General features: G+C 63.7%; 24 protein-coding genes. 12 read left to right on the top strand and 12 right to left on the bottom strand.

Annotation, left to right across the window (positions count from 1 at the left end; genetic code table 11):
- The 11 genes from B0G73_RS30160 (at position 1) to B0G73_RS40180 (ending at position 8,563) form a co-directional block, all read left to right on the top strand.
- Complete coding sequence (locus B0G73_RS30160) at positions 1-1,500, top strand: flagellar hook-length control protein FliK (protein WP_106284819.1); 1,500 nt, start codon at positions 1-3, stop codon at positions 1,498-1,500.
- 469 nt (positions 1,501-1,969) lie between these two features.
- Positions 1,970-2,470 (top strand): flagellar basal body-associated protein FliL, encoded by a 501-nt coding sequence (fliL, locus tag B0G73_RS30155; RefSeq protein ID WP_106284818.1) that lies wholly within the window; start codon positions 1,970-1,972, stop codon positions 2,468-2,470.
- A gap of 65 nt (positions 2,471-2,535) precedes the next feature.
- Entirely contained in the window at positions 2,536-3,534 is a 999-nt protein-coding gene (gene fliM, locus B0G73_RS30150) for a flagellar motor switch protein FliM (protein WP_106284817.1), read from the top strand.
- A complete protein-coding gene (fliN, locus tag B0G73_RS30145; protein WP_106284816.1) occupies positions 3,527-3,991 on the top strand; it encodes a flagellar motor switch protein FliN in 465 nt (154 codons plus the stop codon). The genes fliM and fliN overlap by 8 nt, the downstream gene beginning before the upstream one ends.
- Positions 3,988-4,602, top strand: a complete 615-nt coding sequence (fliO, locus tag B0G73_RS30140) for a flagellar biosynthetic protein FliO (protein WP_106284815.1) — start codon at positions 3,988-3,990, stop codon at positions 4,600-4,602. Before fliN ends, fliO begins: the two co-directional genes overlap by 4 nt.
- Before the next feature lie 44 nt (positions 4,603-4,646).
- The gene (fliP, locus tag B0G73_RS30135) at positions 4,647-5,435 is read left to right on the top strand and encodes a flagellar type III secretion system pore protein FliP (protein WP_106284855.1); all 789 of its coding nucleotides are present in this window, start codon (positions 4,647-4,649) and stop codon (positions 5,433-5,435) included.
- A gap of 49 nt (positions 5,436-5,484) precedes the next feature.
- Entirely contained in the window at positions 5,485-5,754 is a 270-nt protein-coding gene (gene fliQ / locus B0G73_RS30130; protein ID WP_106284814.1) for a flagellar biosynthesis protein FliQ, read from the top strand.
- Positions 5,755-5,791: 37 nt separating this feature from the next.
- Positions 5,792-6,574, top strand: coding sequence for a flagellar biosynthetic protein FliR (gene fliR / locus B0G73_RS30125; protein ID WP_106284813.1), 783 nt, complete (start codon positions 5,792-5,794; stop codon positions 6,572-6,574).
- Between the two features lie 487 nt (positions 6,575-7,061).
- The gene (locus B0G73_RS30120; protein ID WP_106284812.1) at positions 7,062-7,607 is read left to right on the top strand and encodes a PAAR domain-containing protein; all 546 of its coding nucleotides are present in this window, start codon (positions 7,062-7,064) and stop codon (positions 7,605-7,607) included.
- A 3-nt stretch (positions 7,608-7,610) separates the two neighbouring features.
- On the top strand, positions 7,611-8,240 hold the full coding sequence (locus B0G73_RS30115; protein WP_106284811.1) for a type VI secretion system amidase effector protein Tae4: 630 nt from the start codon (positions 7,611-7,613) through the stop codon (positions 8,238-8,240).
- Positions 8,237-8,563: a hypothetical protein gene (locus B0G73_RS40180; RefSeq protein ID WP_146144250.1), complete on the top strand. Its 327-nt coding sequence runs from the start codon at positions 8,237-8,239 to the stop codon at positions 8,561-8,563. The genes B0G73_RS30115 and B0G73_RS40180 overlap by 4 nt, the downstream gene beginning before the upstream one ends.
- 196 nt (positions 8,564-8,759) lie before the next feature.
- Here B0G73_RS40180 and flgL read toward each other — a convergent pair whose 3' ends face one another.
- The 12 genes from flgL to flgB form a co-directional block, all read right to left on the bottom strand.
- The gene (gene flgL / locus B0G73_RS30110; protein ID WP_106284810.1) at positions 8,760-9,983 is read right to left on the bottom strand and encodes a flagellar hook-associated protein FlgL; all 1,224 of its coding nucleotides are present in this window, start codon (positions 9,981-9,983) and stop codon (positions 8,760-8,762) included.
- A 10-nt stretch (positions 9,984-9,993) separates the two neighbouring features.
- Positions 9,994-11,967: a flagellar hook-associated protein FlgK gene (gene flgK / locus B0G73_RS30105; RefSeq protein WP_106284809.1), complete on the bottom strand. Its 1,974-nt coding sequence runs from the start codon at positions 11,965-11,967 to the stop codon at positions 9,994-9,996.
- Between the two features lie 108 nt (positions 11,968-12,075).
- Positions 12,076-12,849, bottom strand: a complete 774-nt coding sequence (locus tag B0G73_RS30100; RefSeq protein ID WP_106284808.1) for a flagellar brake protein — start codon at positions 12,847-12,849, stop codon at positions 12,076-12,078.
- Positions 12,850-13,186: 337 nt separating this feature from the next.
- Complete coding sequence (gene flgJ / locus B0G73_RS30095) at positions 13,187-14,194, bottom strand: flagellar assembly peptidoglycan hydrolase FlgJ (protein WP_106284807.1); 1,008 nt, start codon at positions 14,192-14,194, stop codon at positions 13,187-13,189.
- Positions 14,195-14,206: 12 nt separating this feature from the next.
- Positions 14,207-15,391: a flagellar basal body P-ring protein FlgI gene (locus B0G73_RS30090; RefSeq protein ID WP_106284806.1), complete on the bottom strand. Its 1,185-nt coding sequence runs from the start codon at positions 15,389-15,391 to the stop codon at positions 14,207-14,209.
- 2 nt (positions 15,392-15,393) lie between these two features.
- The gene (gene flgH, locus B0G73_RS30085) at positions 15,394-16,092 is read right to left on the bottom strand and encodes a flagellar basal body L-ring protein FlgH (RefSeq protein WP_106284805.1); all 699 of its coding nucleotides are present in this window, start codon (positions 16,090-16,092) and stop codon (positions 15,394-15,396) included.
- Between the two features lie 39 nt (positions 16,093-16,131).
- Positions 16,132-16,920, bottom strand: coding sequence for a flagellar basal-body rod protein FlgG (flgG, locus tag B0G73_RS30080; protein ID WP_012434703.1), 789 nt, complete (start codon positions 16,918-16,920; stop codon positions 16,132-16,134).
- 30 nt (positions 16,921-16,950) lie between these two features.
- The gene (flgF, locus tag B0G73_RS30075; protein ID WP_106284804.1) at positions 16,951-17,709 is read right to left on the bottom strand and encodes a flagellar basal-body rod protein FlgF; all 759 of its coding nucleotides are present in this window, start codon (positions 17,707-17,709) and stop codon (positions 16,951-16,953) included.
- 20 nt (positions 17,710-17,729) lie between these two features.
- A complete protein-coding gene (locus B0G73_RS30070; RefSeq protein ID WP_106284803.1) occupies positions 17,730-19,241 on the bottom strand; it encodes a flagellar hook protein FlgE in 1,512 nt (503 codons plus the stop codon).
- Between the two features lie 43 nt (positions 19,242-19,284).
- Positions 19,285-20,007: a flagellar hook assembly protein FlgD gene (gene flgD, locus B0G73_RS30065; protein ID WP_106284802.1), complete on the bottom strand. Its 723-nt coding sequence runs from the start codon at positions 20,005-20,007 to the stop codon at positions 19,285-19,287.
- 10 nt (positions 20,008-20,017) lie between these two features.
- Positions 20,018-20,443 (bottom strand): flagellar basal body rod protein FlgC, encoded by a 426-nt coding sequence (flgC, locus tag B0G73_RS30060; RefSeq protein WP_012434707.1) that lies wholly within the window; start codon positions 20,441-20,443, stop codon positions 20,018-20,020.
- A 92-nt stretch (positions 20,444-20,535) separates the two neighbouring features.
- Positions 20,536-21,030: a flagellar basal body rod protein FlgB gene (gene flgB / locus B0G73_RS30055; protein ID WP_106284801.1), complete on the bottom strand. Its 495-nt coding sequence runs from the start codon at positions 21,028-21,030 to the stop codon at positions 20,536-20,538.
- A gap of 217 nt (positions 21,031-21,247) precedes the next feature.
- Here flgB and flgA point away from each other — a divergent pair, with 217 nt between their 5' ends.
- Positions 21,248-22,768: a flagellar basal body P-ring formation chaperone FlgA gene (gene flgA / locus B0G73_RS30050; protein WP_106284800.1), complete on the top strand. Its 1,521-nt coding sequence runs from the start codon at positions 21,248-21,250 to the stop codon at positions 22,766-22,768.
- Positions 22,769-22,945: the final 177 nt, after the last annotated feature.

Below are 22,945 nucleotides of genomic sequence, written 5' to 3'. Positions count from 1 at the left end.
ATGTCGCTTCTTTCACAGATTGGCTCGCTGCTCGGCTCCGCCAGCAGCACATCGACCAGCGCGGCCATGGCCGCCGCGGCGAACGCCAAACCGTTCTCCCAAACCTTGCAGCAGAGCATCGACCAGCAGAACAGCGCGGCTGCACTGAGCGCAAGCCAGCAGCAGGCCGCGGCGTCTTCTGGATCGTCTTCGTCGAGCGTACACGACGCGCCGCCGCCGGCCGACCCCGCACCGAAGAGCGCGGACGACGCAAGCAGCAAGGACACCGGCAAGCCGACGAACTCGGCATCGTCCGCGGCTTCGTCGGACAACACGCAACAGGCTTCGACCGACAAGACGAATGCCTCGCCGGCGAAAACCGGCAACACGGCTAGTCAGACCGACGCGGGCACTGCGGCGGCAGCGGCTGCCGCTCAAGCCCAGGCACAGGCACAGGCACAGGCACAGGCCCAAGCTGAGGCCGACGCGAACAATGCCAACACGCCGTCCACAACTGACCTGGCCACGGCCTTGACCGATGCTGCGACCGCGCAGCCTGGCACGACCACCGACGCCACGACCGGCGGCACGCCGGGCAAGAAAACCGCCGCCACTGATCCAAAGTCATTGCAAGACGCGTTGCAGGCGGCGCTGGCCGCGTTGGCGCACGGCCAGGGCGTTCCCGCGCAAGCATTGGCGAGCGGCGCGGCCGCGAACGCCGCGACCTCGGCAAACGGCTTGGCCGGCACGAACGCAGGGCTGAAGGAAACCGCCGACGGCAAGACCTTGGCAGCCGGGCTGTTCGGTGACGGCAAGGGCTCGACCGCATCGAAAACGGCCATGACGACGGCGACGACCGTAGCCGACCCATCCGCTGCGGCAAACGCGGCGGTCGACACATTGACGGCGACTGCAGCCGGAGGCACACAAGCCGGCGATATGGCGTCCTTCAAGAGCGCAACGGATGCCGCAACAGCGGCGCTAGCCGCCTCGCAGGCCGCGGCGAGCGCAGCGAGCACGACGGCGGCCGTCCAGACCACGGGCAACGCCGGCGCGGCGGAAGCGGCGAATACGTTGTCACCGCAGGTCGGCACGACCGACTGGGAAGACGCGTTGAGTCAGAAGGTGGTGTTCCTGTCGAACGCACATTCGCAGAGTGCCGAGCTGACGTTGAACCCGAAGGATCTGGGGCCGCTACAGGTTGTCTTGCAGGTTGCCGATAACCATGCACATGCGTTGTTCGTATCGCAGCACCAGTCCGTGCGCGAAGCTGTCGAAGCTGCGCTGCCGAAGTTACGCGAGGCGATGGAATCCAACGGCATTGGCTTGGGAAGCGCGAGCGTCAGCGATGGCTTTGCGCGCCAGAGCGGCCAGCAGCAGAACGCCGACACCGGCCGTTCCGGTGGCCGCCCGAGCGGCGCGAGCGGATCATTCGGTGGCGGCGGCAGCACGGACGCGATCGACACGACGGTGAACGTCCCGGTGCGCCGCACGGTAGGCCTCGTCGACACATTCGCGTGATCTTCACGCCAAGTCAGCGGCGTCGCCGCGCCCGGCGCGCACAAGCGGCACCCTGATTTGCAGACGATTTGAAATCGGCGCCCTCCAGAGGGCGCCGATTGCGTCTAGCGGCGGACAAATACCGCGACGGCGCGCGAAGCGCCGCCGGAAGAATGACTGCCTTGTCACTCACGTCGAGTGTGCGAGAGCACCGATTCCAGATGCACCACAAGCGCGACTGCGCGAGGGTCCCGCTTATGAGCTAGCGGTGTGAAGCGGCTTTCTTTGCCTACTTTCTTTGCCGCGGCAAAGAAAGTAGGTGCCGCCCCGCACAGGGGCAACGCTAATAGACCACGAAGGATTCAAGGAAAGGCCAAGAAAGCAAAAACAAGAGATAACCTGCAATCCCCCTTCTTTTCGACCCATCGCGCCGCGACCAAATCAACAACAATCACCATCACCAGCACTAACGGCAGGAAAAGCAAACCTCATGGCAACCACGACCGCACCTCAACAAGCCGCGCCGGCATCCCCCGGCCCGATGAAGCGCATCATCCTGATCGTGCTGATTGCGATCATTGCCGCGGGCGCAGCAGGCGCGGGCGTCTGGTTCTTCATGTCGAAGCGCGCCCCGACAGTAGCGTCGGCTGAAGCAGCACCGCCACCGGCTCCAGCACCGCTATTCTTCCCGCTGGAATCAATGACCGTGAATCTGCAATCAGACGACGGCCAACAGCACTTCCTGCGCATCGGCCTGACACTAAAACTCGCCGACGCAAAAACCCAGCAAGAACTGACAGACCACATGCCGGAAGTGCGCAGCCGCATCCTGCTCGCACTCTCGAACAAGCACCCTGACGAACTCGCGCCGCTCGAAGGCAAGCGCGCCCTCGCCACGGAACTGCGCACGCTGATCGAGCAACCGACCGACAAGGGCGCCGCGCCGATCCATGTCCAGGACGTGCTGTTCACCGAATTCGTCGTGCAGTGACGTCGGTCGTGACGTTAATCAGCGCTGCCATCATCAACCGCCACGGGACGCACGAGGAATAAGGAATGGGCCACGAAGAGTTCATGTCCCAGGAGGAGGTCGATGCCCTCCTCAAGGGCGTAACCGGCGAGTCCGACTCGGAAGCCGAGCAGACCGATCGTGTGGGCGTTCGCTCATACAACATCGCGACGCAGGAACGCATCGTCCGCGGCCGGATGCCCGGCCTGGAAATCATCAACGACCGCTTCGCGCGGCTCTTGCGTGTGGGTATTTTCAACTTCATGCGGCGCTCGGCGGAAATCTCCGTCGGCCCGGTGAAGGTGCAGAAGTACAGCGAATTCACCCGCAACCTGCCGATCCCGACCAACCTGAACCTGGTCCATGTGAAGCCGTTGCGCGGCACCTCGCTGTTCGTGTTCGATCCGAACCTGGTGTTCTTCGTGGTCGACAACCTGTTCGGCGGCGACGGGCGTTTCCATACCCGCGTCGAAGGGCGCGACTTCACGCAGACCGAGCAGCGCATCATCAACAAGCTGCTGAATCTGGTGTTCGACAACTACGCGGCGTCGTGGAAAAGCGTGCGTCCGCTGCAGTTCGAATACGTGCGCTCGGAAATGCACACGCAGTTCGCCAACGTGGCGACGCCGAACGAAATCGTCATCGTCACGCAGTTCTCGATCGAGTTCGGCTCGACGGGCGGCACGCTGCATATTTGCATGCCGTACTCGATGATCGAACCGATCCGCGACATTCTCTCGTCGCCGATCCAGGGCGAGGCGCTCGAAGTCGACCGCCGCTGGGTCCGCGTGCTGTCGCAGCAGGTGCAGGCAGCGGAAGTGGAACTGACGGCCGACCTCGCGCAGGTGCCGATCACGTTCGAACAGATCCTGAACATGCGCAAAGGCGATGTTCTGCCGATCAACATTCCCGAACACATCACGGCGAAAGTCGATGGTGTGCCGGTGATGGAATGCGGCTACGGAATTTTCAATGGTCAGTATGCGTTGCGGGTCCAGAAGATGATCAGCGCAGCCGAAACGATGAAGGAAGGTGGATATGAGTGACCTGAACGCAAAGACTGAGGCCGAACTGGCCGCTGCCGCGCCGCAAGTCGCGGCCGACGCAGCCGCTGCCGAAGACGAAGCGGCGATGGCGGACTGGGCCAGCGCACTGGCCGAGCAGAACGACAATTCGGAAGTCAGCGCGACGACGGCGGGCGTGTTCCAGCCGCTGTCGAAAGTCGAGCCGACCACGACGCGCAACGACATCGACATGATCCTGGACATTCCTGTTCAGATGACCGTCGAGCTCGGCCGCACCAAGATCGCGATCCGCAACCTGCTGCAACTGGCGCAGGGTTCGGTGGTGGAACTGGACGGCATGGCCGGCGAACCGATGGACGTGCTGGTGAACGGCTGCCTGATCGCACAGGGCGAAGTGGTGGTGGTGAACGACAAGTTCGGCATCCGTCTGACCGACATCATTACGCCGTCCGAACGTATCCGGAAGTTGAATCGATGAAATGCGTTGCCGGCCGCGCCGTGTCGCGCACTGTTCTGAAGCGCGCTGCACGGGCGACGAACGTCGTGGCTGCCGCCTTATGGGCGTCAGCTTCGCTGGTCGCGCTGCTCGCAACGCCCGTTGCTCAGGCGGCAGACATGAATGCGGTCAACAACGCCGCGAAGATCGCCTCGGGCGTCGGTGCGGGTTCTGCTGTTCCGGCGCTCGGCGTCGGTGCGGTGCTGCAAACCATCGTCGGGCTGCTGGTCGTGATCGGGCTGGTGTTCGGTTGTGCATGGCTCGCTCGCCGCTTCGGCTTGCAGCCGGCGAACCGCGGCGGTCTCGTGAAGACTATCGGCGGCGCTTCGCTCGGCGGCAAGGAGCGGGTCGCGGTGGTCGAGATCGGCGATACGTGGCTCGTACTCGGCACGGCGCCCGGCAACGTCCGTCTGCTTCACACGATGCCGGCAGGTACGGCTGCCCTCGATCCGCTCGGCGCCACCCACCCCGCTCCGGCAAGCAGGCCGGCGCCGGGCACGGCACTGCCGGGCACCTTCAGCCAACGGTTTCGCGACGCTTTGAAAGGCGAAGTGGGCAAACGTTTCAACGGGCAAGGCGGCGGGGTTCGGTAATGCAGTTCAGTCTTTCTTCGGCGCGTCACGCGCAATCCGCTCGCATGTCCAGCACCACTTCGAAAGTGATTTCGGCCGTGCGCCGCGCGGCACCTGTCGCCCCGATCGCACTAGCGGCGCTGATGCTCGCGCTGCCGACGCTGTCGTTCGCGCAGACCGCCGGCTTGCCGGCCTTCAACACGAGCCCTGGCCCGAACGGCGGCACGACCTACTCGCTGAGCGTGCAGACGATGCTGCTGCTCACGATGCTGTCGTTCCTGCCGGCCATGGTGCTGATGATGACCAGCTTCACGCGCATCATCATCGTGCTCTCGCTGCTGCGCCAGGCGCTCGGCACGAGCACGACGCCGCCTAACCAGGTGCTGGTCGGACTCGCGCTGTTCCTCACGTTGTTCGTGATGTCGCCCGTGCTCGACAAGGCCTATACCGACGGCTACAAACCGTTCTCCGATGGCACGATGCCGATGGAGACCGCCGTCAACCGCGGCCTCGCTCCGTTCAAGACATTCATGCTGCGCCAGACCCGTGAAAGCGATCTCGCGTTGTTCGCCCGCATCTCCCACGCCGCGCCGATGCAAGGTCCGGAAGACGTGCCCCTGTCGCTGCTGGTGCCCTCGTTCGTGACGAGCGAACTGAAAACCGGCTTCCAGATCGGCTTCACGATTTTTATCCCGTTCCTCATCATCGACATGGTGGTGGCGAGCGTGCTGATGTCGATGGGTATGATGATGGTGTCGCCCGCGACCATCTCGCTGCCGTTCAAATTGATGTTGTTCGTGCTGGTGGATGGCTGGCAGTTGCTGCTCGGCTCGCTTGCACAGAGCTTCGTTTAACGCGCGCTCTAACCGCGCCCGTGCCCATCACGTTTCCGGTCCCAACGCCATGAATCAAGAATCCGTCATGACGCTCGCGCACCAGGCCATGTATGTCGGCCTGCTGCTCGCCGCGCCGCTGCTGCTGGTCGCGCTGGTGGTCGGCCTGGTGGTGAGCCTGTTCCAGGCCGCCACGCAGATCAACGAAAGCACGCTATCGTTCATTCCGAAACTGCTCGCGATCGCCGTCACGATGGTGGTCGCCGGGCCGTGGATGCTGACGACCATGCTCGACTATCTGCGCCAGACGCTCACCAACATTCCGACGCTCGTCAACTGAGCGGCGCACCGGTTCTCACCTTTCCGTCCGGCCCACGATGTTCTCCGTCACCTACGCGCAACTGAACGCCTGGCTCACCGCGTTCCTGTGGCCGTTCGTGCGCATCCTCGCGCTGGTCGCCACCGCGCCGGTGCTCGGCAACCGCTCGCTGCCGATTCGCGTTAAGGTCGGCCTCGCGGCGTTCATCACGATCATCGTCGCGCCCACGCTCGGCGCGCTGCCTCAAGTCACGGTGTTTTCCGCCGAAGGCGTGTGGATAATCGTCAACCAGTTCCTGATCGGCATCGCGCTCGGCATGACCATGCAGATCGTGTTTCAGGCGATCAGCGCGACGGGCGACTTTGTCGGCCTCGGCATGGGTCTCGGCTTTGCGACCTTCTTCGATTCGCAGGCGGCCAGTTCGAGCCAGGTGCTGTCGAGCTACATGAACACCATCGCCATGCTGGTGTTTCTCGTGATCGACGGCCATTTGCAGATGATCAGCGCGCTGCTCGCCACGTTCCAGTCGGTGCCGGTGTCGGCGAACATACTCGGCGCGCTCGGCTGGCGCACGCTGGCAAACCTCGGCAGTACGGTGTTTTCAGCGGGGCTGCTGTTGTCGCTGCCTGTGGTCGCCGCGCTCCTCATCACCAACCTCTCGCTCGGCATTCTGAATCGCGCCGCGCCGCAGATCGGCGTGTTCCAGATCGGTTTCCCGCTGACCATGCTGATCGGCATGCTGCTTCTGCAACTGATGGTCCCGAACATGATTCCGTTCTTCGTACGGCTCTTCGACGTCGGCCTCGATCAGATGGGGCGGGTGGCGGCGGGGTTTAGGTAGCCAGGTATTGCCTATGGACGCTACGTGGCGTTTGCGTCGATACATTCCAGCGAGTGGTGAATCTTTATGGCCGCCCCGAGCCGGCATTTCTTCGCGCGCAATCCGAAGGGAAGTGACTCGCTTTGCGCGTGGTACTGCATTCGCGCCCGCACTAGCGGTATAGGTAGCCGCCTCAGGTCGCGACTTCCACGCCTCCGGCAAAAATCGACTGTCTACGACGCCTGTCTGGCCCACATCAGACATCGACAAATCATTACAAGAATGTCCATCTTTTCGGACTTGTCGGATACCTAATCTCTCTGCTATTCGCCGAAATGGATTCCGGAATAGGTGTGCTCAGCCTCGGCACACAATTCCGTACATGTTGCTCATTCCATACGGGAGACATTGAGAATGCCGGGACACGAGAAGAACAAAACGACGTATCTTTTTGCAAACATCGGTGAGCCAGAGTACGGGCGCGCTTGCATCGACGGAGACGAGATCCATGCGTAAGGCGCTCGTGGTGCAAGGCAGCCCGACGACCACAGGCGGTCTCGTCATTGGCGGTTCGGCCACTCACATGACGGACCACGGCAAGCCGTTCGCGCTAGACGGCGACGAAGCAACGTGCGGCAAGTGCGAAGGCGCGTTCAGGATAGTCGGCACGGCTACGCGCCGGTGCTACAGAGGACAGCCCGGCGTTGTCGAAGGCGACCCGGTGGTGTGTCCATGCGGACTCAACTATGTGATGGCCGGCCTTAATCCGGGCTGTTTCTACTGGACCGACGACATCGCTGCAGCGGCGAACGCTGTCGCATCCACTATCGACAATGCGTCGCGGGCGACAGGCATCTATGACGAACAGGTGTGCGGCGCAACGACGGTGGCGAACCTCGAAGGCTATCCGTACTTCATCGAGTCGGCTGAGGGCCGGACTTTTTCAGGGCGACTTGGTGAAGACGGCCTCCTGCCACGTGTCCACACCGATGCAGCCGCCCACTACAAAGTGTATTGGGGCGACGATGCCCTTGCGAGACAGGAAGGAGTCTGAACAATGCCGAATAAAATGACCGTGGTAAAAACCAATTCGACGCCGAATTCGGTCATGGAAGTGCAACTGAAGGCACTGACTTTTCAGGAGTTATGGGATAACTATCCATCGGGCGACCCTTACGATAACCCGGCCTACCGCGACCAATGCGCTATTCGGATGAGCGTGACATTTCATCGGAGCGGCATCGATATGAAGTCATTCTCACAGAAATTGGTTAAGCCGCTCTCCGGGCAGTCATCCATTGGCCGGATAATGCTCGATGGCAAAGCCACTGCGACGCGGGCCGACGAATTGGGCGAGTGGTTGCAACTACGTCCGTTTGCAGGACTTCCGAGGGCGGAAGATATAACGGGTGCCAATTGGGAATCAAAGGTCAAGGGCCGCACCGGCATCATCCAATTTTCGCGGTACTGGACGCGCAACGGCGAAAGCGCAGGCAACGCAAGCGGTGGGCACATTGATTTATGGAACGGTTCACGACTGACGATCAGCGGCTTTTTCGACGGCGTAGCGACTATTGGGCGTTACGCGGGTATTCAGTCATTTCGGCAGGGGGCAACCGTAGCCTCGGAGCTGAGTTACTCCGATCTACGGGGCTCCAAATCAATCCTGTTCTGGGAGATTAAGTGAAGCGCTTTGGTGTCGCCTTGATCGGTTCTTTTTGCGGTCTGTTCCTGACATGGGCATGTTTATATGCGCTCAGCCACACTCAATGGTTACATCGTTCCAATGAGTCCATAGCTGGATGCCACGAACTTGGTAAATGTGCTGTCTCGTGGCGGGACGCGGTGCTTCTTCTCGCATACCTGTTGGGGCCGGCAGTGCTCCTGGGTCTTGTCAATGCAGTTGCATGGAAGCGCTGGTCCACCTTGAAATGGGCCGGTTGGTTTTTTGGCATAACAATCTTGACGGTCGCGCTATATGCGACCGACTACAGCTCGGCGGCCTTTTAACCTCTTTTCATAGCTGGGCCGGCGCAAGCCTGATCGACTCAGCTTGAGGCGCAGTATGTTGCCGAAGATGTCTACGCGATAGCACATCGCTTCTGCGTTCGGTATGGCGTAGTGTCGGCTGCGCACGCAGAAAGAAGAAGGGCGGAACCGGCTCACACCGGCTTCCGCCCTTCTCCGTTTCAGACTGTTGGTGCTATCAGTTCAGGTACTGGAACAGCGAGATGTTCTGAATCTTCGCGAACGCCTGCTGCGCCGCCTGCAGTGCGGCCTGCGTCATCGTGTACTTGCCGATCGTCTTGACCATGTCGGTCTGCGTCAGATCCGCGAGGTTGCTCGACGTCTGCAACGTGTTGGTCTGCGTGACCGTCTGCAGTGCCTGCACTTCCTGCTCGCGGCCGCCCACGGCCGCCTGCGCCGTCACGACGTTGTTCATCGTGTTCTCGAGCTGGGTCATGCTGGTGGTCAGCGCGCTCTGGAAGCTCGCCGTCGACGCGCCGCCCGACACCGGCGTTTGCAGCGTGGTGATCAACTGGGTCAGGTTGGCGAACACGTCCATGCTGCCTTGCGTGGCCGGCGTCACCGTGAAGCTGTCGCCCGCGTTCGGCGCGCCGGCGATCGACACCGACTGGCCGCCGAGCGTGATCGCCGACCCGGCCGTGAACGCCTGCGGCGCGCTCGTGGTCACCGCGCCGGTAGCGGGATCGGTCTGGCTCACGGTATAGGTGGTCGCCGACGAGAAGTTGATCGAAAACTTGTCGGCGTTGGTCGGATTGGTCGGATTGGTCAGGCTCACCTGACTGATCACGCCCGTGCCGGTGTTGCCGGTCGTCGCGGCCGGCACGGCGCGGGTGCCAATCGGCGCAACGCTGCCGAAGATCGCAATGCCGTTGTCGCCGGTCTGCACCACGTGCGAATCCGTAATCTGCACGCCCGGCGTGCCGGTGTCGCCCGAATAGGTCACAACGCCGGCCGAATTCGTGGTGTACGGCTGCGCGCTGCTTTGATAACCGGCGAACAGGTAGTTGCCTTGCGGATCAGTCGAATTCGCGAGCGTCATCAGCTGGCTGCGCAAGCTTTGCAGTTGCGTCGCGATCGAACCGCGGTCGCCGTCGTTCAGCGAACCATCGCCGGCGTGCAGCACCAGCGTATGAATGGTTTCCAGCACGGTATTGACGCTGCCGAGCGTGGTGTCTTCCTGTTGCAGCGAAGCGAGCGCGGTGCCCTGATTGGTCGTGTATTGCGACAGGGTCGTGGCCGTCGAGCTCAACTGCACAGCCTGCGCCGCGCCGAGCGGATTGTCCGACGGTGTGGAAAGGCTCACGCCGCTCGAAATCTCGGCATACAACTGCGACAACTGAGCTTGCTGATCGCTCATCGTCGCGACGTTCATGTTGAAGTACTGCGTGCTGGAGATGCGCATTGTCAACGCCTCACTGGAAGATGCCGAGTATCGTCTGGAACAGGGTCTGCGCGGCCTGGATGACCTTGCTGTTCGCCTGATACAGCTGCTGATACTGAAGCAGGTTGGCTGCTTCTTCGTTGATGTTCACGCCCGACACCGACTGCTGCGCGGTGGTGATCTGCGTCACCAGCGAGCTTTGCGCCGTGCTCGACGTCTGAATCTGGTTGGTCTGGTTGCCGATATTGTTGACGTAGTTCGCATACGCGCCCGTCAGCGTGACCGTGCCGCCCGACAGCGCTTTCGCGCTGGACAGGTTCGACAGCGCGAGCGCGTTGCGGCCGTCCTTGGTCGCACCGGTGTTCGGGCCGATGGTGAACTTGTCGCCGGCAGCCGGCGCGCCACTGATCGTCACCGAGACGTTGTTCATCTGGCCGGCGGTCGTGTTGTTGATCGTCAGCGAGGCGCCGGTGGCCGACGAATACGGCACCACGGTCGCCGCGCTGGCGATCGTGTACGTGGTGGCGGGGGAACCGGCCACCGTCACCGTCGAACCGACCGGGAAGCCGGACAGGCCCGTGCCGTCGTACGACAGCGTGGTGGTCGAACTCGGCATGGTGTAGCCGGCCGTCACTGTGCCCTGCGTGATCGCGCCGGTGCCGGTGTTGCTTGACGCGGCGGCGCCCAGCACGGGCGCGGCGGCGGCGATCGCCGATGCGTCGGTGGTGGCGGTCGCGAAGCTGTTCAGCGCGCCGCGGGTCGGCTCGACCGTGAACGAGTCGCCAGCGTTCATCGTGCCGGTGGTCGAGAAATTCAGGCCGTTGATCGGCTGGCTCAGGTTGGTCGCCGAACCGACCACGCTGCCCGTCGAATTGTCGGTCAGCGTGTAGGTGGTCCCGTTGTAGGCCAGCGTGTAGTCGCCGGTGGTCGGTTGCGCGGCGTTCGCGAACGACACGTTCAGCGACGCATTGCCGGTGTTCTGCGTGTTCGCATAGACGGTCGGGCCGCCCACCGAGAACAGCGCGCCACCTTTGGCGCCCGCGAGCGTGATCCCCAGCCCGTTTTGCGCGTTGACCTGCGCGGAGAAGCTCACGGCGATCGCGCCGAGTTGTGCCTCACCCGGATCGAGCGTCTGGCTGCGGAACGCGAGCAGACCGCCGAGCGTGCCGCCGTCGATCTTGCTGTCGGGCAGATTCTGCGGCGCGGCCGCCGGATTCGCACCCGCCTGGCCGAGATACTGAACGGACAATTCGCTGGTGTCGCCGGTCGAAGGCGCCGTGCCCAGGTTGTAGCTGTTGTTGGAGGACACCAGCGGCTGGCCGTTGCTCATGAAGACGCTGTAGCTGCCGTTGCTGTTCACCACGTTCACGCCGATCAGTTGCGACAGATTCGACACGGCGAGATCGCGCTGATCCAACAGCTGATTCGGCGGCTGACCTTGCGTACTGGCCTGAGTGATCTGACCGTTCAACTGCGCGATCTGCTGCGTGTAGCTGTTGATCTGCGAAACGGTGTTGGTGAGCTGCGTGTTGACGCTCTGGCGCAACGCGTCGTATTGCTGACCCGCCGCGTTGATCTGGTTCGCCAGCGTCTGCGCGCCGCTCATCGCGGTCTGACGCGTGGCCAGGCTCGACGCATTGTTCGAGACGTTCTGCAAGCCGGTGAAGTAGCTGGTGATCGCGCTCGCAATCCCGGCGGTCGGGCTGCCGATCAGATTATTCAGTTGCGAGATCAACGTGTTGTACGTCGACAGCGAGCTGCCCGAGCTCTGCGCGTTGTTCAGCTCAGTGGTCAGATACTGGCTGTACTGGCGCGTCACGGTCGTGGTCGAGACGCCTTGCGGCAGATACCCCGAGCCCGTGTACTGGCCGCCGCTTTCCGCATACACCGGTGTTTCGATGGTGTAGCCGGGCGTCGACGCGTTGCTGATGTTCTGGCCGGTCGTCGTGAGTCCCCACTGGGCTGCGTTCAGTCCACTGAGGCCGAGATTGATGAGATTGGACATGCGTCATCCTGAAGGGCGACACCGTACACGTGCCGCCGCGTTACTTGAACATCCTGTTTAACGGCCTCAACAAGGAAAAATTGAGGTCATTCCGACGCGCGTCGGGCATCAGCGGACCAGCGAACGACGCTTCATCTCGAGCTGCGTGATCAGGCGTTGCAGCGTGTTTTCCGCGCTGCCCGGCAGCGTCAGGAAGCGGAAGCCAAGCTGGAAACGTTGCGTGCCGTTCGGCAGCGCGGTGGAGCGATGCGACACGAGCTGCAGATCGAGCGAGAGCCGGCCGAGCCCGCCGAGAGCCAGCTCGCAATCGAGCAGGCGCGTGCCCATCGGCAATTCGGCCACGCGTTCGTCCGACGTGCGCATGCCGACGCCGCCAAGCGACAGGTCGTGCACCTCGAAGCGAAACGTGTCGCCTTCGGGCAAACGGCCAGAGCACATGTACGGATCTAGAATCGGCGCATCGACACGGAAGTACTCGCGGCGCTGCACGTAGAACAGCACTTCGGGGAAATCGGCCTCGAATGCGGGCAGTCCTTCGAAACGGGTCTCGCGCGGCGTGGTCGTCGCGAATTCGACGCGCACGCCGTCCGGCTGCGCGTGGAACTGGCAGCGCGGTGCGCCCAGCAAGCCTCTGTTCTGATCGGACAAGGCGCCCCAATCGAACGTGAAGGTGCGGCCGCGCACGTCGACGTCGAGTAGCCGTGTAACGAGCTGTCCGCCTGCGTATTGAACCGTGAGGAAATCGCCGCGATTGACGAGATTGCGCAACTGAACGCCGATCTCCAGCGGATTGCGACGGCCGAAGTCGTTGCCGGCTTCGTCTGTCGCGGCGTGCAGCTGGCCGTGTGTGTCGGTCTGGCCGTTCGACTGGGTAGTATCCATGGGCTTGCCGGTATGCTTGTTCTTGCGGGCGCGTGCCAGAGCTCCTGCCGGGGCTTTCGCGCGGTCTTCATCGAAGCCGCAGCACGCGCATCCCAACCAGACATTACAGCGCTTTCCGGTATTGGGTCTAACTGATTAGCGGCAGCGCCCGGTCAAAATTTAGGGGCCTGTCATGAATTATTTGCCGCAAACGTTAAAACGCGTCATCCCTTTTCGCGGTTGGGCCGGCCGCCCGTGGGCGGCCGGCCTTGTCCGTCTTGTTATGCACCTGGCCCCGTCGCGTGCATCGTTTTGATTCGATTAACGATCAGGTGACTCGAACCGCGGTCACGGCGGATCAGCCCATCTTCTGCATGATGGACATCAGTTTTTTCGCGTAATGCGGGTCGGTCGCGTAACCGGCGCGCTGCATGCCGTTGGCAAAACCGTTCACGTCATGCGCCGAATTGATCACCTGCGCGTAACGCGGATTGCCCTTGAGCAGGCTCGCGTAGTCGGTCATGGCTTCCTGATACGAGTCGTACGCCCGGAATTTTTCGACCACGCGCTGCGGCTTGCCGTTTATGTATTCGGTCGTGACGGTCGACACGGTCTTGCCGGTCCAGTCCCTGGTCGCTTTGATGCCGAACACGTTGTGGCTGGTCGAGCCGTCCGTCTTCTTGATCTCGCTCTTACCCCAGCCGGATTCGAGCGCCGCCTGGCCGATGATGAAGCGCGCCGGAATGCCGGTCGCCGCGCTGGCCGCCTGCGCCGGTTGGGCGAGCTTGTCGACGAAAGCGTCGACCTTCGGTGAAGTGCCGTCGCCTTTCAATGGCGGAGTCAGCGCGCTGTTGGCCGAGTAGCCCTTGCCCATCGCCAGCTGGCCGTTGGCTTGCGCATTGCCATACGCTTTGGCGAGCGCGTTCAGCGCCGCGGTCTGACCTTCATCGCCACCGCTGCCGCCGCCCAACGCGTTGGCCATGCCGGCCAGGCCACCGGCGGCGCCTGCGCCGCCCGCGCCGCCGCCTACCTGCATGCCCTGATTGCGCATCAACTGCTTGAGCATGGCGTCAGCCACGCCAATGCCCTTTTGCGACATCTGCTGCGACAACTGCTGGTCCATCATCGAGGTGAAGGTGGCGCTGTCGTGCGAATCGAACGGGCTGTCCTGTGGCGTTGCGTCGCGCATGCTCTTCAGCATCATCTGCGTGAAGACCGCGTCGAACTGCTGCGCGGCCATCTTCATGCCGGCTTGCGGCGATGCCTTGGCCTGCGCGCTCAGCTTCGCGAACCCCTGCACGTCGAGGGCAAAGCGGTTGCTCAGGTCGTTCGCCGCGCCGGCGGAATTGGTCGTATCCGAATTCATCCTGTGTCTTCCTTAGATGATTTCCAGGTCGGCGCGCAGAGCGCCCGCCGCTTTCATCGCCTGCAGGATCGACATCAGATCCGCGGGCGTCGCACCCAATGCGTTGAGCGCCTTCACCACTTCGGCGAGATTGGCGCCGGCGGTCACCAGCTTCAGTGCGCCGTTGTCCTGCTTCATCTGAATCTGCGACTGCTTGGCCACGACCGTCTGGCCGTTCGAGAACGCGCCCGGCTGACTCACCACCGGCTGCGTATTGATCACGACCGAGAGGTTGCCGTGCGCCACCGCGCAGTTCTGCAACGTGACCATCTGATTCATCACGATCGAGCCGGTGCGCGCGTTCAGGATCACCTTCGCGGCGGCTTGCGCCGGCTTGACGTCGAGGTTTTGCAATTGCGCCATGAAGGCGACCTGCTGCTCCGGATCGCTCGGCGCGCGCAACTGGATCGTGCGGCCGTCGAGCGCGGTGGCCGTGCCGCCGCCGAACGCGTTGTTCACCGCGGCCACGACGCGCTGCGTGGTGTCGTAGTCCATGTCGTTCAGGTCGAGTTGCATCGTGCCCGCTTGCGAGACCGACGTCGGCACCGCGCGTTCGACGATCGCGCCGCCGGCGATGCGGCCCGCGGCGAGCGTATTCACCTGCACCTTGCTGCCGTTGGCGCTCGCGCCGGCGCCGCCGACCGCGAGATTGCCCTGGCCGAGCGCATACACCTGGCCGTCGGCGCCCTTCAGCGGCGTGAGCAGCAGCGTGCCGCCGCGCAGGCTCTTGGCATTGCCGAGCGACGACACGGTCACGTCGATCGCTTCGCCCGGACGCGCGAACGGCGGCAGCACCGCCGTCACCATCACCGCGGCGACGTTCTTCAACTGGATGTTCGACAGCGACGACTGCGAATTGCTCGAGCCCGCCGCCTGGTTGTTGATCGAAATGCCGAGGTTCGCCAGCATGTTGGCGAGCGTCTGCGTGGTGAACGGCGTCTGCGTGGTCTGGTCGCCCGTACCGTCGAGACCGACGACGAGGCCGTAGCCGATCAGCGGATTGTCGCGCACGCCCTGGATCTGCACGAGGTCCTTCAAACGTTCGGCATGAGCAGGCGTGACCGCCGGCAGCGCCGCGCAGGCGAGCGCGACGAAGGCGAGCGCGCGGCCGAAACCGGCGAATCGCGCAAGGCGGGTGCGGGAGAAAACGGTACGCATGATCACCACGGCGACACGTTGAGGAAGAAGCGCTGCAGGAAGCCCATGTTCTGGGATTCGTCGATATAGCCCTTCGCGGAATATTCGATCTTCGCGTCGGCCACCTGGGTCGAGTACACGGCGTTCAGGTTGGAGATCGTATTGGGATTCACCACACCGGAAAAGCGCACGAATTCATTGCCCTGGTTGATCAGCATCTGCTTCTCGCCGCTGACCATCAGGTTGCCGTTCGGCAGCACGCCCGTCACCGTGACGGTGATCACGCCGCTGAACGTGTTCGACGCATTCGCACCGCCCGTCGCGGCGAACTTGTTGGCGCCGTTCGCACTCAGGTTGACTTTGCCGAACAGGCCGCCGAGAAAGCCGGCGGTCGGCACGTCGAAGTTGGTGTTGCCGCTGCGGTTGACGCCCGCGCCCGAGGACTTGGTCGCATTGACGTTTTCCTGGATCACGATCGTCAGAATGTCGCCGACATTGCGCGGCCGCTGGTCTTCGAACAACGGACGGCCCGCGTAACCCGGGTTGAAGATCGAGCCGGGCGACTGCGCCGACGGCGGCATCGGCGGCAGCGCCGTCATCGGCTGCTGCGTGATCGGCTGCTTCGGCACGAGGCCGCAGCCACCCAGGGCCGCGAGCAGCGTGAGCTGCACGAGCGCCTGAGCGGTGCGCGAATGAACCGGACTACGAGTGAAGTGCGACATCTTGATTTACCGCCTTTTTGATTCCCAGTCCCTTGAGCCTTAAACCTGCATCTGGCTCAGGGTCTGCAGCATCTGGTCGGACGTGGTCACGGCCTTGCTGTTGATTTCGTAAGCGCGTTGCGTCTGGATCATGTTCACCAGTTCCTGCACCACGTTCACGTTCGATGCTTCCACGTAGCCCTGATTCAGCGTGCCGGCGCCGTTCAGGCCCGGTTGCGCGACGTTCGGCGCGCCCGACGAAGCGGTTTCCGCGAACAGGTTTTCACCCTTTGCGTCGAGACCGGCCGGGTTGATGAACGTGGCGATCTGCATCGAGCCGAGTTGCTGGCTGTTGGTCGAGCCGGCCACGGTAATCGACACCACGCCGTCGCTGCCGATGGTGAGCGAAGTCGCGTTGTTCGGGATCGTGATCGCCGGGATCACCTGGTAGCCGCTCGACGTCACCAGCTGACCTTGCGCGTTGGTCTGAAACGAGCCGTCGCGGGTATAGGCGGTCGTGCCGTCGGGCATCTGCACCTGGAAAAAGCCCTGGCCGTTGATGGCGACGTCTTTCGAGTTGCCGGTCTGTTGCAGGTTGCCCTGCGTGTACAGACGCTCGGTGGCGACCTGCTGCACGCCCGTGCCGAGCTGGATGCCGGACGGCAGTTCGGTGTTCTGCGTCGAGTTCGCGCCCGGCTGGCGGACGGTTTGGTACAGCAGATCCTCGAACACCGCGCGCGAGCCCTTGAAGCCGTTGGTGCTGACGTTCGCGAGGTTGTTCGAGATCACGTCCATCTGCGCCTGTTGCGCATTCATGCCGGTCGCGGCGATGTAGAGTGAGCGATTCATGGTTCTTCTCCTGGGTGCCTAAGCGACCCGTTAGCTAAAGCTGAGCAACTGGTTGGCCGACTGATCGTTCTTGTCGGCGCTTTCCAGCAACTTCGTCTGCATCTGGAACTGGCGCGCGTTGGTGATCATCGAGACCATCGCGCTGACCGGATTCACGTTGCTGCCTTCGAGTGAGGCCGGCGCCAGCGTGACGGTCGGATCGGCGTCGGCGGCATTGCCGTCGGCGGTGCGAAACAGACCGTCGTCGCCACGCGTCATGGTTTGCGGATCCGGATTCACCAGCTTCAGCTGATCGACCGTCACCACCGCTGTCGGCGGATCGCCCGGCGTCAGCGCGGACACCGTGCCGTCCTTGCCGATGGTGATTTCCGCGCCCGGCGGCACCGACACCGGGCCGCCGTTGCCGAGCACCACCTGATTGGTGGCGTTCACCAGCTGGCCGTTTTCATCGACATGCAGGTTGCCGGCGCGCGTATAAGCCTCGCCGCCGTCGGCGGTTTGCACCGCCAGCCAGCCCGGACCCTGAATCGCCACGTCGAGCGGGTTGCCCGTCTGCTGGATCGGCCCGGGCGTGTAGTCCGCGCCCGGCGTCGACGACAGCACGAAGGTGCGCGTGGTGTTGTCGTTGATCGAACTGCCGTCGCCGAACGACATCGGCACGGCGCGGAAAGTCGCCAGTTGCGCGCGAAAACCGGTGGTCGATGCGTTGGCCAGGTTGTTCGCGACGATTGCCTGCTGTTCGAGCGCCTGCGTACTGCCCGACATCGCGGTATAGATCAGCCGATCCATGATGGGTTAGTCCCGGTCGCTTACAGGTTGATCAGGGTCTGGTCGACGGTCTGCTGGGTCTTGATCGTCTGCGCGTTCGCTTGATAGTTGCGTTGCGCGGTGATCAGGTTCACCAGTTCGCTCGTCAGATCGACGTTCGAGTTTTCCACCGCGCCGCCTTGCAGCACGCCGTGGTTGGTCGAGCCCGGCGCCGAAATCTGCGCGACGCCCGATTGCGAGGTCTGCTGGAACTCGTTGTTGCCGAGGTTCACCAGGCCGTTCTGATTCGAGAAGTTCGCCAGCACGATCTGGCCGAGCGCGGCGGTTTGCTGGTTCGAATAGTTGCCGGTCAGCGTGCCGTCGGCGCCGATCGTGAAGCTCGTCAGCGTGCCGGCGGCGTAGCCGTCGGGCTGCAACGAATTCACGCCGTCCTTGCCGCCGTACTGCGTCGTGCCCGCGATGTTCAGCGTCAGCTTCTGCGGCGTCGATGAACCGTCGGTGGTCGGGATCGAGAAGTTGTAGGCGAACGGCGTGGTGGTCGCGACGCCGGCCGCGTCCGTCGTGCCGAGCAGCGTGCCCGACGAGTTGAAGTTCGCGTGGCCGACCAGGCTCGCCGTGCCGGTCGAGGTGCCCGCGTACACGTTCCACGTACCGGCCGACGTCTTGGCGAAGTACATGTTGACCGTCTGCGAGCCGCCGAGCGAGTCATAGACCGTCGTGCTGGTCGAGTAGTTGTACGTCGACGAGCTGTTCTGGTTGAACGCCACCGGGGTCGGCGCGATCGCGACGCTGTCGCCGGTAGCCGGTGTGCCGTTGAACGTGATGGTCTGGCCATTGCCGAGCGCGACCGCCGTGCCCGCCGTATACGTCGCGGCGGCGGACGTCGTGCCGAGCGTGGTGTCGGTGACCGTGTAGGTCGTCGGGCTCGTGAAGTTGACGGTGTAGCTGTCGTTGTTCGTGCCCGAGGCGGTGTTCGTGATGGTCGCGCCCGGCGTCGTGAGCGTGCTGCCGCCCGCGAGCGTCGGCGTCACGGTCGGCGTGCCGAGCATCAGCGGGTCTTGCGCGTTCAGGTTCAGACCGGCGGTGATCTTGGTGGTCGCCTGCGGCGCGATGTTCGCGGTCGGCACGGTGAGCGGCACGGTCTGCGCGGTGTTGATGATGCCCGAGCTGTTCGCGGCGTAACCCATCAGTTGCAGGCCTTGCGCGTTGGTGATGAAGCCGTTCTTGTCGAGCTGGAACACACCGTTGCGCGAGTACACCAGCGAACCGTTATTCGACAGCTGGAAGAAGCCGTTGCCGTTGATCGCGACGTCGAGCGCCTGGTTGGTGCTCGTAATCGTGCCTTGCGAGAACTGCTGCTGCACTTCGGCGAGCTTGGTGCCGATGCCGACCTGGTTGCCCACCGCCGTCGCCACGGAATTGGCGTACATGTCGGCGAATTGCGCGGCGCCGCTCTTGAAGCCAACCGTATTCGCGTTGGCGATGTTGTTGCCGATCACGTCGAGATCGCTCGACGATGCCGACAAACCACTCAAACCTTGTTGGTAACCCATGACGGTCTCCGTATCTGGAAAGTCGTAACTGACAGAATCTGAATCAGAGGATGGCGGCGACGCTGGTCAGGCCGACCGTCGAGCCGTTCGAGAGCACGAGGCCCGGCGTACCGTTGTTCTGCATGACGACGCTTTGCACCGTGGCGCCCGTGAGCGTGGTGGCCGTGGCCTGCTGACCGTTGATCGTGCCGACCGCGCTGATCGTGTAGTTGCCGTCCGGCAGCGCATTGCCCGCCGTGTCGGTCGGTGTCCAGCCCACCGGAATCGTGCCGGCCGACTGCTTGCCGAGGTCGATCGTGTTGACGATCTGGCCCGCCGAGTTCTTCACGACCACCTGCAGGTCGTTCACCGAGTTGGCGAGTTGCACGCCGAACGCGCCGGCCTTGCCGCTCGCGACCGCCACCGAGCTGCCGGGCGCGAGCACGGTTGAGCCGATCAGCAGTGCGGCCTGCGACTGCTGGCCCGCCGACATCTGCGTGGCGAGCGAGCTGAGCGTCGTGTTCAACTGGCTGATACCCGAGACCGTGTTGATCTGCGCCAGCTGCGACGTCATCTGCGAGCTGTCCATCGGGTTGGTCGGATCCTGGTTCTTCAGCTGCGCGACGAGCAGCGACAGGAAGGTGTTCTGCAGATCGGTCGCCGAGGTGCCGGACGTGCTACCCGTCGAACTCGAGGAACTCGAGGCACTGTTCGTGCCGTTCATCGTATCGAGCAGCGTTTGCGACACAGTCGTGCCGCTGCCGCCGATGGTGGTGTTGGTGGTCAAGGAGCTCTCCTCAGGTTCCGATCGTGAGCGTTTTCAGCATCAGTGTCTTGGCGGTGTTCAGGGTCTCGACGTTGGCCTGGTACGAGCGCGAGGCCGAGATCATGTTGACCATCTCCTGCACCGGATCGACGTTCGGCAACGTGACGTAGCCGTCCGAATTCGCGGCCGGATTGCCGGGGTCGTAGGCGGTCTTCATCGGCGTCGGGTCGTCGACCACGCCGGTGACCTGCACGCCGCCGACCTGCTGGCCGGACGCCGTGCGCGCGCCGCCGAGCGGGCTGACCGCGAACACGACCTGCTTGGCCTTATACGGCTGGCCGTCCGGGCCGGTCGTGCTGTCCGCGTTGGCGAGATTCGACGCCGTCACGTTGAGCCGTTGCGACTGCGCGGACATCGCGGAGCCTGCAACACCAAAAATGTTCATCAGGGATGGCATGTTTCCTGACCTCTCCTGCCGGTAGAGCCGGCTTCCAAGTTAATCCCGTAGCGATTGTTCTTGCGTACTGCTGAGTCTGTCGGCGTGGCTTCTTACGAGCCCGACTGGATCGCCGACAGCATCGTTTTGATCTGGCTGGACAACACCGTCATGCCCGATTCGAAATGCAGCGTGTTGTCCGCGAACTGCACGCGCTCGGTATCGATGTCGACCGTGTTGCCGTCGAGCGCGGGTTGGGTCGGCACGCGGTATTGCAGATTGCCGTAGTCGTCGGACGGGCCGCCGGTCGGCGTCAATGTCGACTTGCCGGGCATGTGGCCCGGCGCGGTCGACACCATCGACATGCCGCTCGTCACACCCGCGGGTTGCGTCATTGCCAGCGTCGCGTTGTTCGACGCAGCGGCGCCAGTGGCGCTGCCACCCTTCTTCAGCGCACCGGCGAGCGACGAGGCGAAGTCGACGTCGCGCGCCTTGTACCCAGGGGTATCGGCGTTGGCGATATTCGACGACAACAGCTCCTGCCGGTAGGCGCGCACATCGAGCGCTTGACGGCCAAAGGCGAATTCGGCATCGAGTTTGTCCAGCATAAGAATCTCCGGAGAACGTTCCCGAGGCTTCCCATGCATGCCTCGCGTGAGGACTGCACCAGGCGGGAAGACCTTTTTGCATGAGGTGCATCTTATGGGCCGAACGCAAGCGGCAATCGGACGAATAACCGGGAAAGGGGGCTTCTATTCAACGTTTGCGCAAAGGGGGCGCTCACTAGAATGCAAGGCGTACCGATGCATTCGATGGAGAAACACGATGGACCAGCCCGCTTTCGATCCGACGCACCGCGCGAATTGCGCGGCGGCGCATCGCGTGGGTGCGGGTGCCGGCGTCGCACGGCGTGTTGCGCGTCCGGCCTCACGTCTCCTGACCCGCCTCGTCGTGAATCTGGCGGTGTGGGTCGCCGGCGGCATCGTGCTGCTGCCCACTACTACGCAGGCCCAGGAAGCCGGCGGCCCGATCGTGATTCCCGGTCCGGGAGAAAAGAACCCTGCCGCGCTCGCCGATCTGGCCGAGCACATGCAAGCCGCGCCCGTGAAACGCGCCGGCTCCGCCGCCACACTGGCCGCTGCCACCGCGCAATCGCTGACGCCGAATTCCACGGCTCGCGACGCCGATTCATTCACGCGCGCCGCCAACGCAAGCGGCTCGATCGTCATTGCGGGCGCGGGCGAACCGCCCGCCGCGCCGCAAATGATCCGCACCAGCTTCAGGCCTGACGCCAACGGCGTCGTGACGATTCCCGCGCCGGGCAGCGCCAATGCCGCCGCCATGGACGGCGTCGCACGGGTCAATGTCGTGCCGGGTTCGCGTCAGGTGGTTCCGGTCGTGGTGACGCCCGCGCCGCAGGCCAACGGCGCTCGGCAAGCGGCAGGCGTTCAGCCGGTTGCCGCCAATGCGCCGCTCAATGCAGCCGCTGGGGCATCCGCGGCGGCAGGTTTCGATAGTTTGTCGTCGCGCGGCGAGCCGCCGCAGTTGGGCGCGAATGGCAAGCCGCTCGCGACCCGCGCCGCCGTGGCGCCGGTTGCAACGGCGGCGCCTCCGACCGCGCCGGCCACCATCGCCCGCACGCCGGCCGCGCGGCAAGTCGCACCGGCCGTCGCGCAACAGAATCTGCGCCCCGCGACACTCGCGCCAGCCGCGCCGCTGCCCGGCCAGCAGGATCCGGAAGCGATCCGCAGCGCCGCGCTCGCATTCCTGCAGCAGCAGTCCGCCGGCTTGCCCGGCAAAGTCGACATCACCGTGGCGCCGGCGTTTCCGCGCGGTCTCGCAGACTGCACGATGCTCGAACCGTTCATGCCTAGCGGCGCGCGCCTGTGGGGCCGCATGACCGTCGGCGTGCGCTGTGCGGGCGAGCGTCCGTGGACCATTTATCTGCAGGCGCGCATCTCGCTGCACGCCACCTACTATCTGGCCGCCCGCGCCATGGCGCCCGGCGAAGTGCTCACCGCCGCCGACCTCGTCGCGCGTGACGGCGATCTCACCGGCTTGCCGCAAGCCATCGTCACGGACCCGTCGCAGGCGGTCGGCTCGGTCACGCTTACGCGCGTCGCGGGCGGCATGCCGCTGCGCCGCGACATGCTGAAAAGCGCGTCGGCGGTATCGATCGGACAGACGGTGCGAGTCGTGGCAGCCGGCGAAGGTTTCGCGATTTCGGCGGAAGGCAGCGCGATGAACAATGCGTCGCCGGGCCAGCAGGTGCGGGTCAAGACGGCCAACGGCCAGATCATTTCCGGCATCGTGAAAGATGGCTCGACCGTGGAGATTCAGCTGTGAACCGCTACGGCGCGCACGCCATGACGAACTCCCGCGCCGCGCCCGTTCTGGCCGCCGCGAGCAGTGCGGCCAGCGCCGAAATGAGACCGGCCAACGGGCCGTGTGGAGATGTAAGGAAAGGTAACGCCTTGATCGATTGCGCTAAAGTTTTGATCAGCGGTAGCCGTTATAAGGATC

It is taken from the genome of Paraburkholderia sp. BL25I1N1, from assembly GCF_003002025.1.
GTDB lineage: Bacteria > Pseudomonadota > Gammaproteobacteria > Burkholderiales > Burkholderiaceae > Paraburkholderia.
This window is presented reverse-complemented; position numbering and strand designations above follow the sequence as displayed.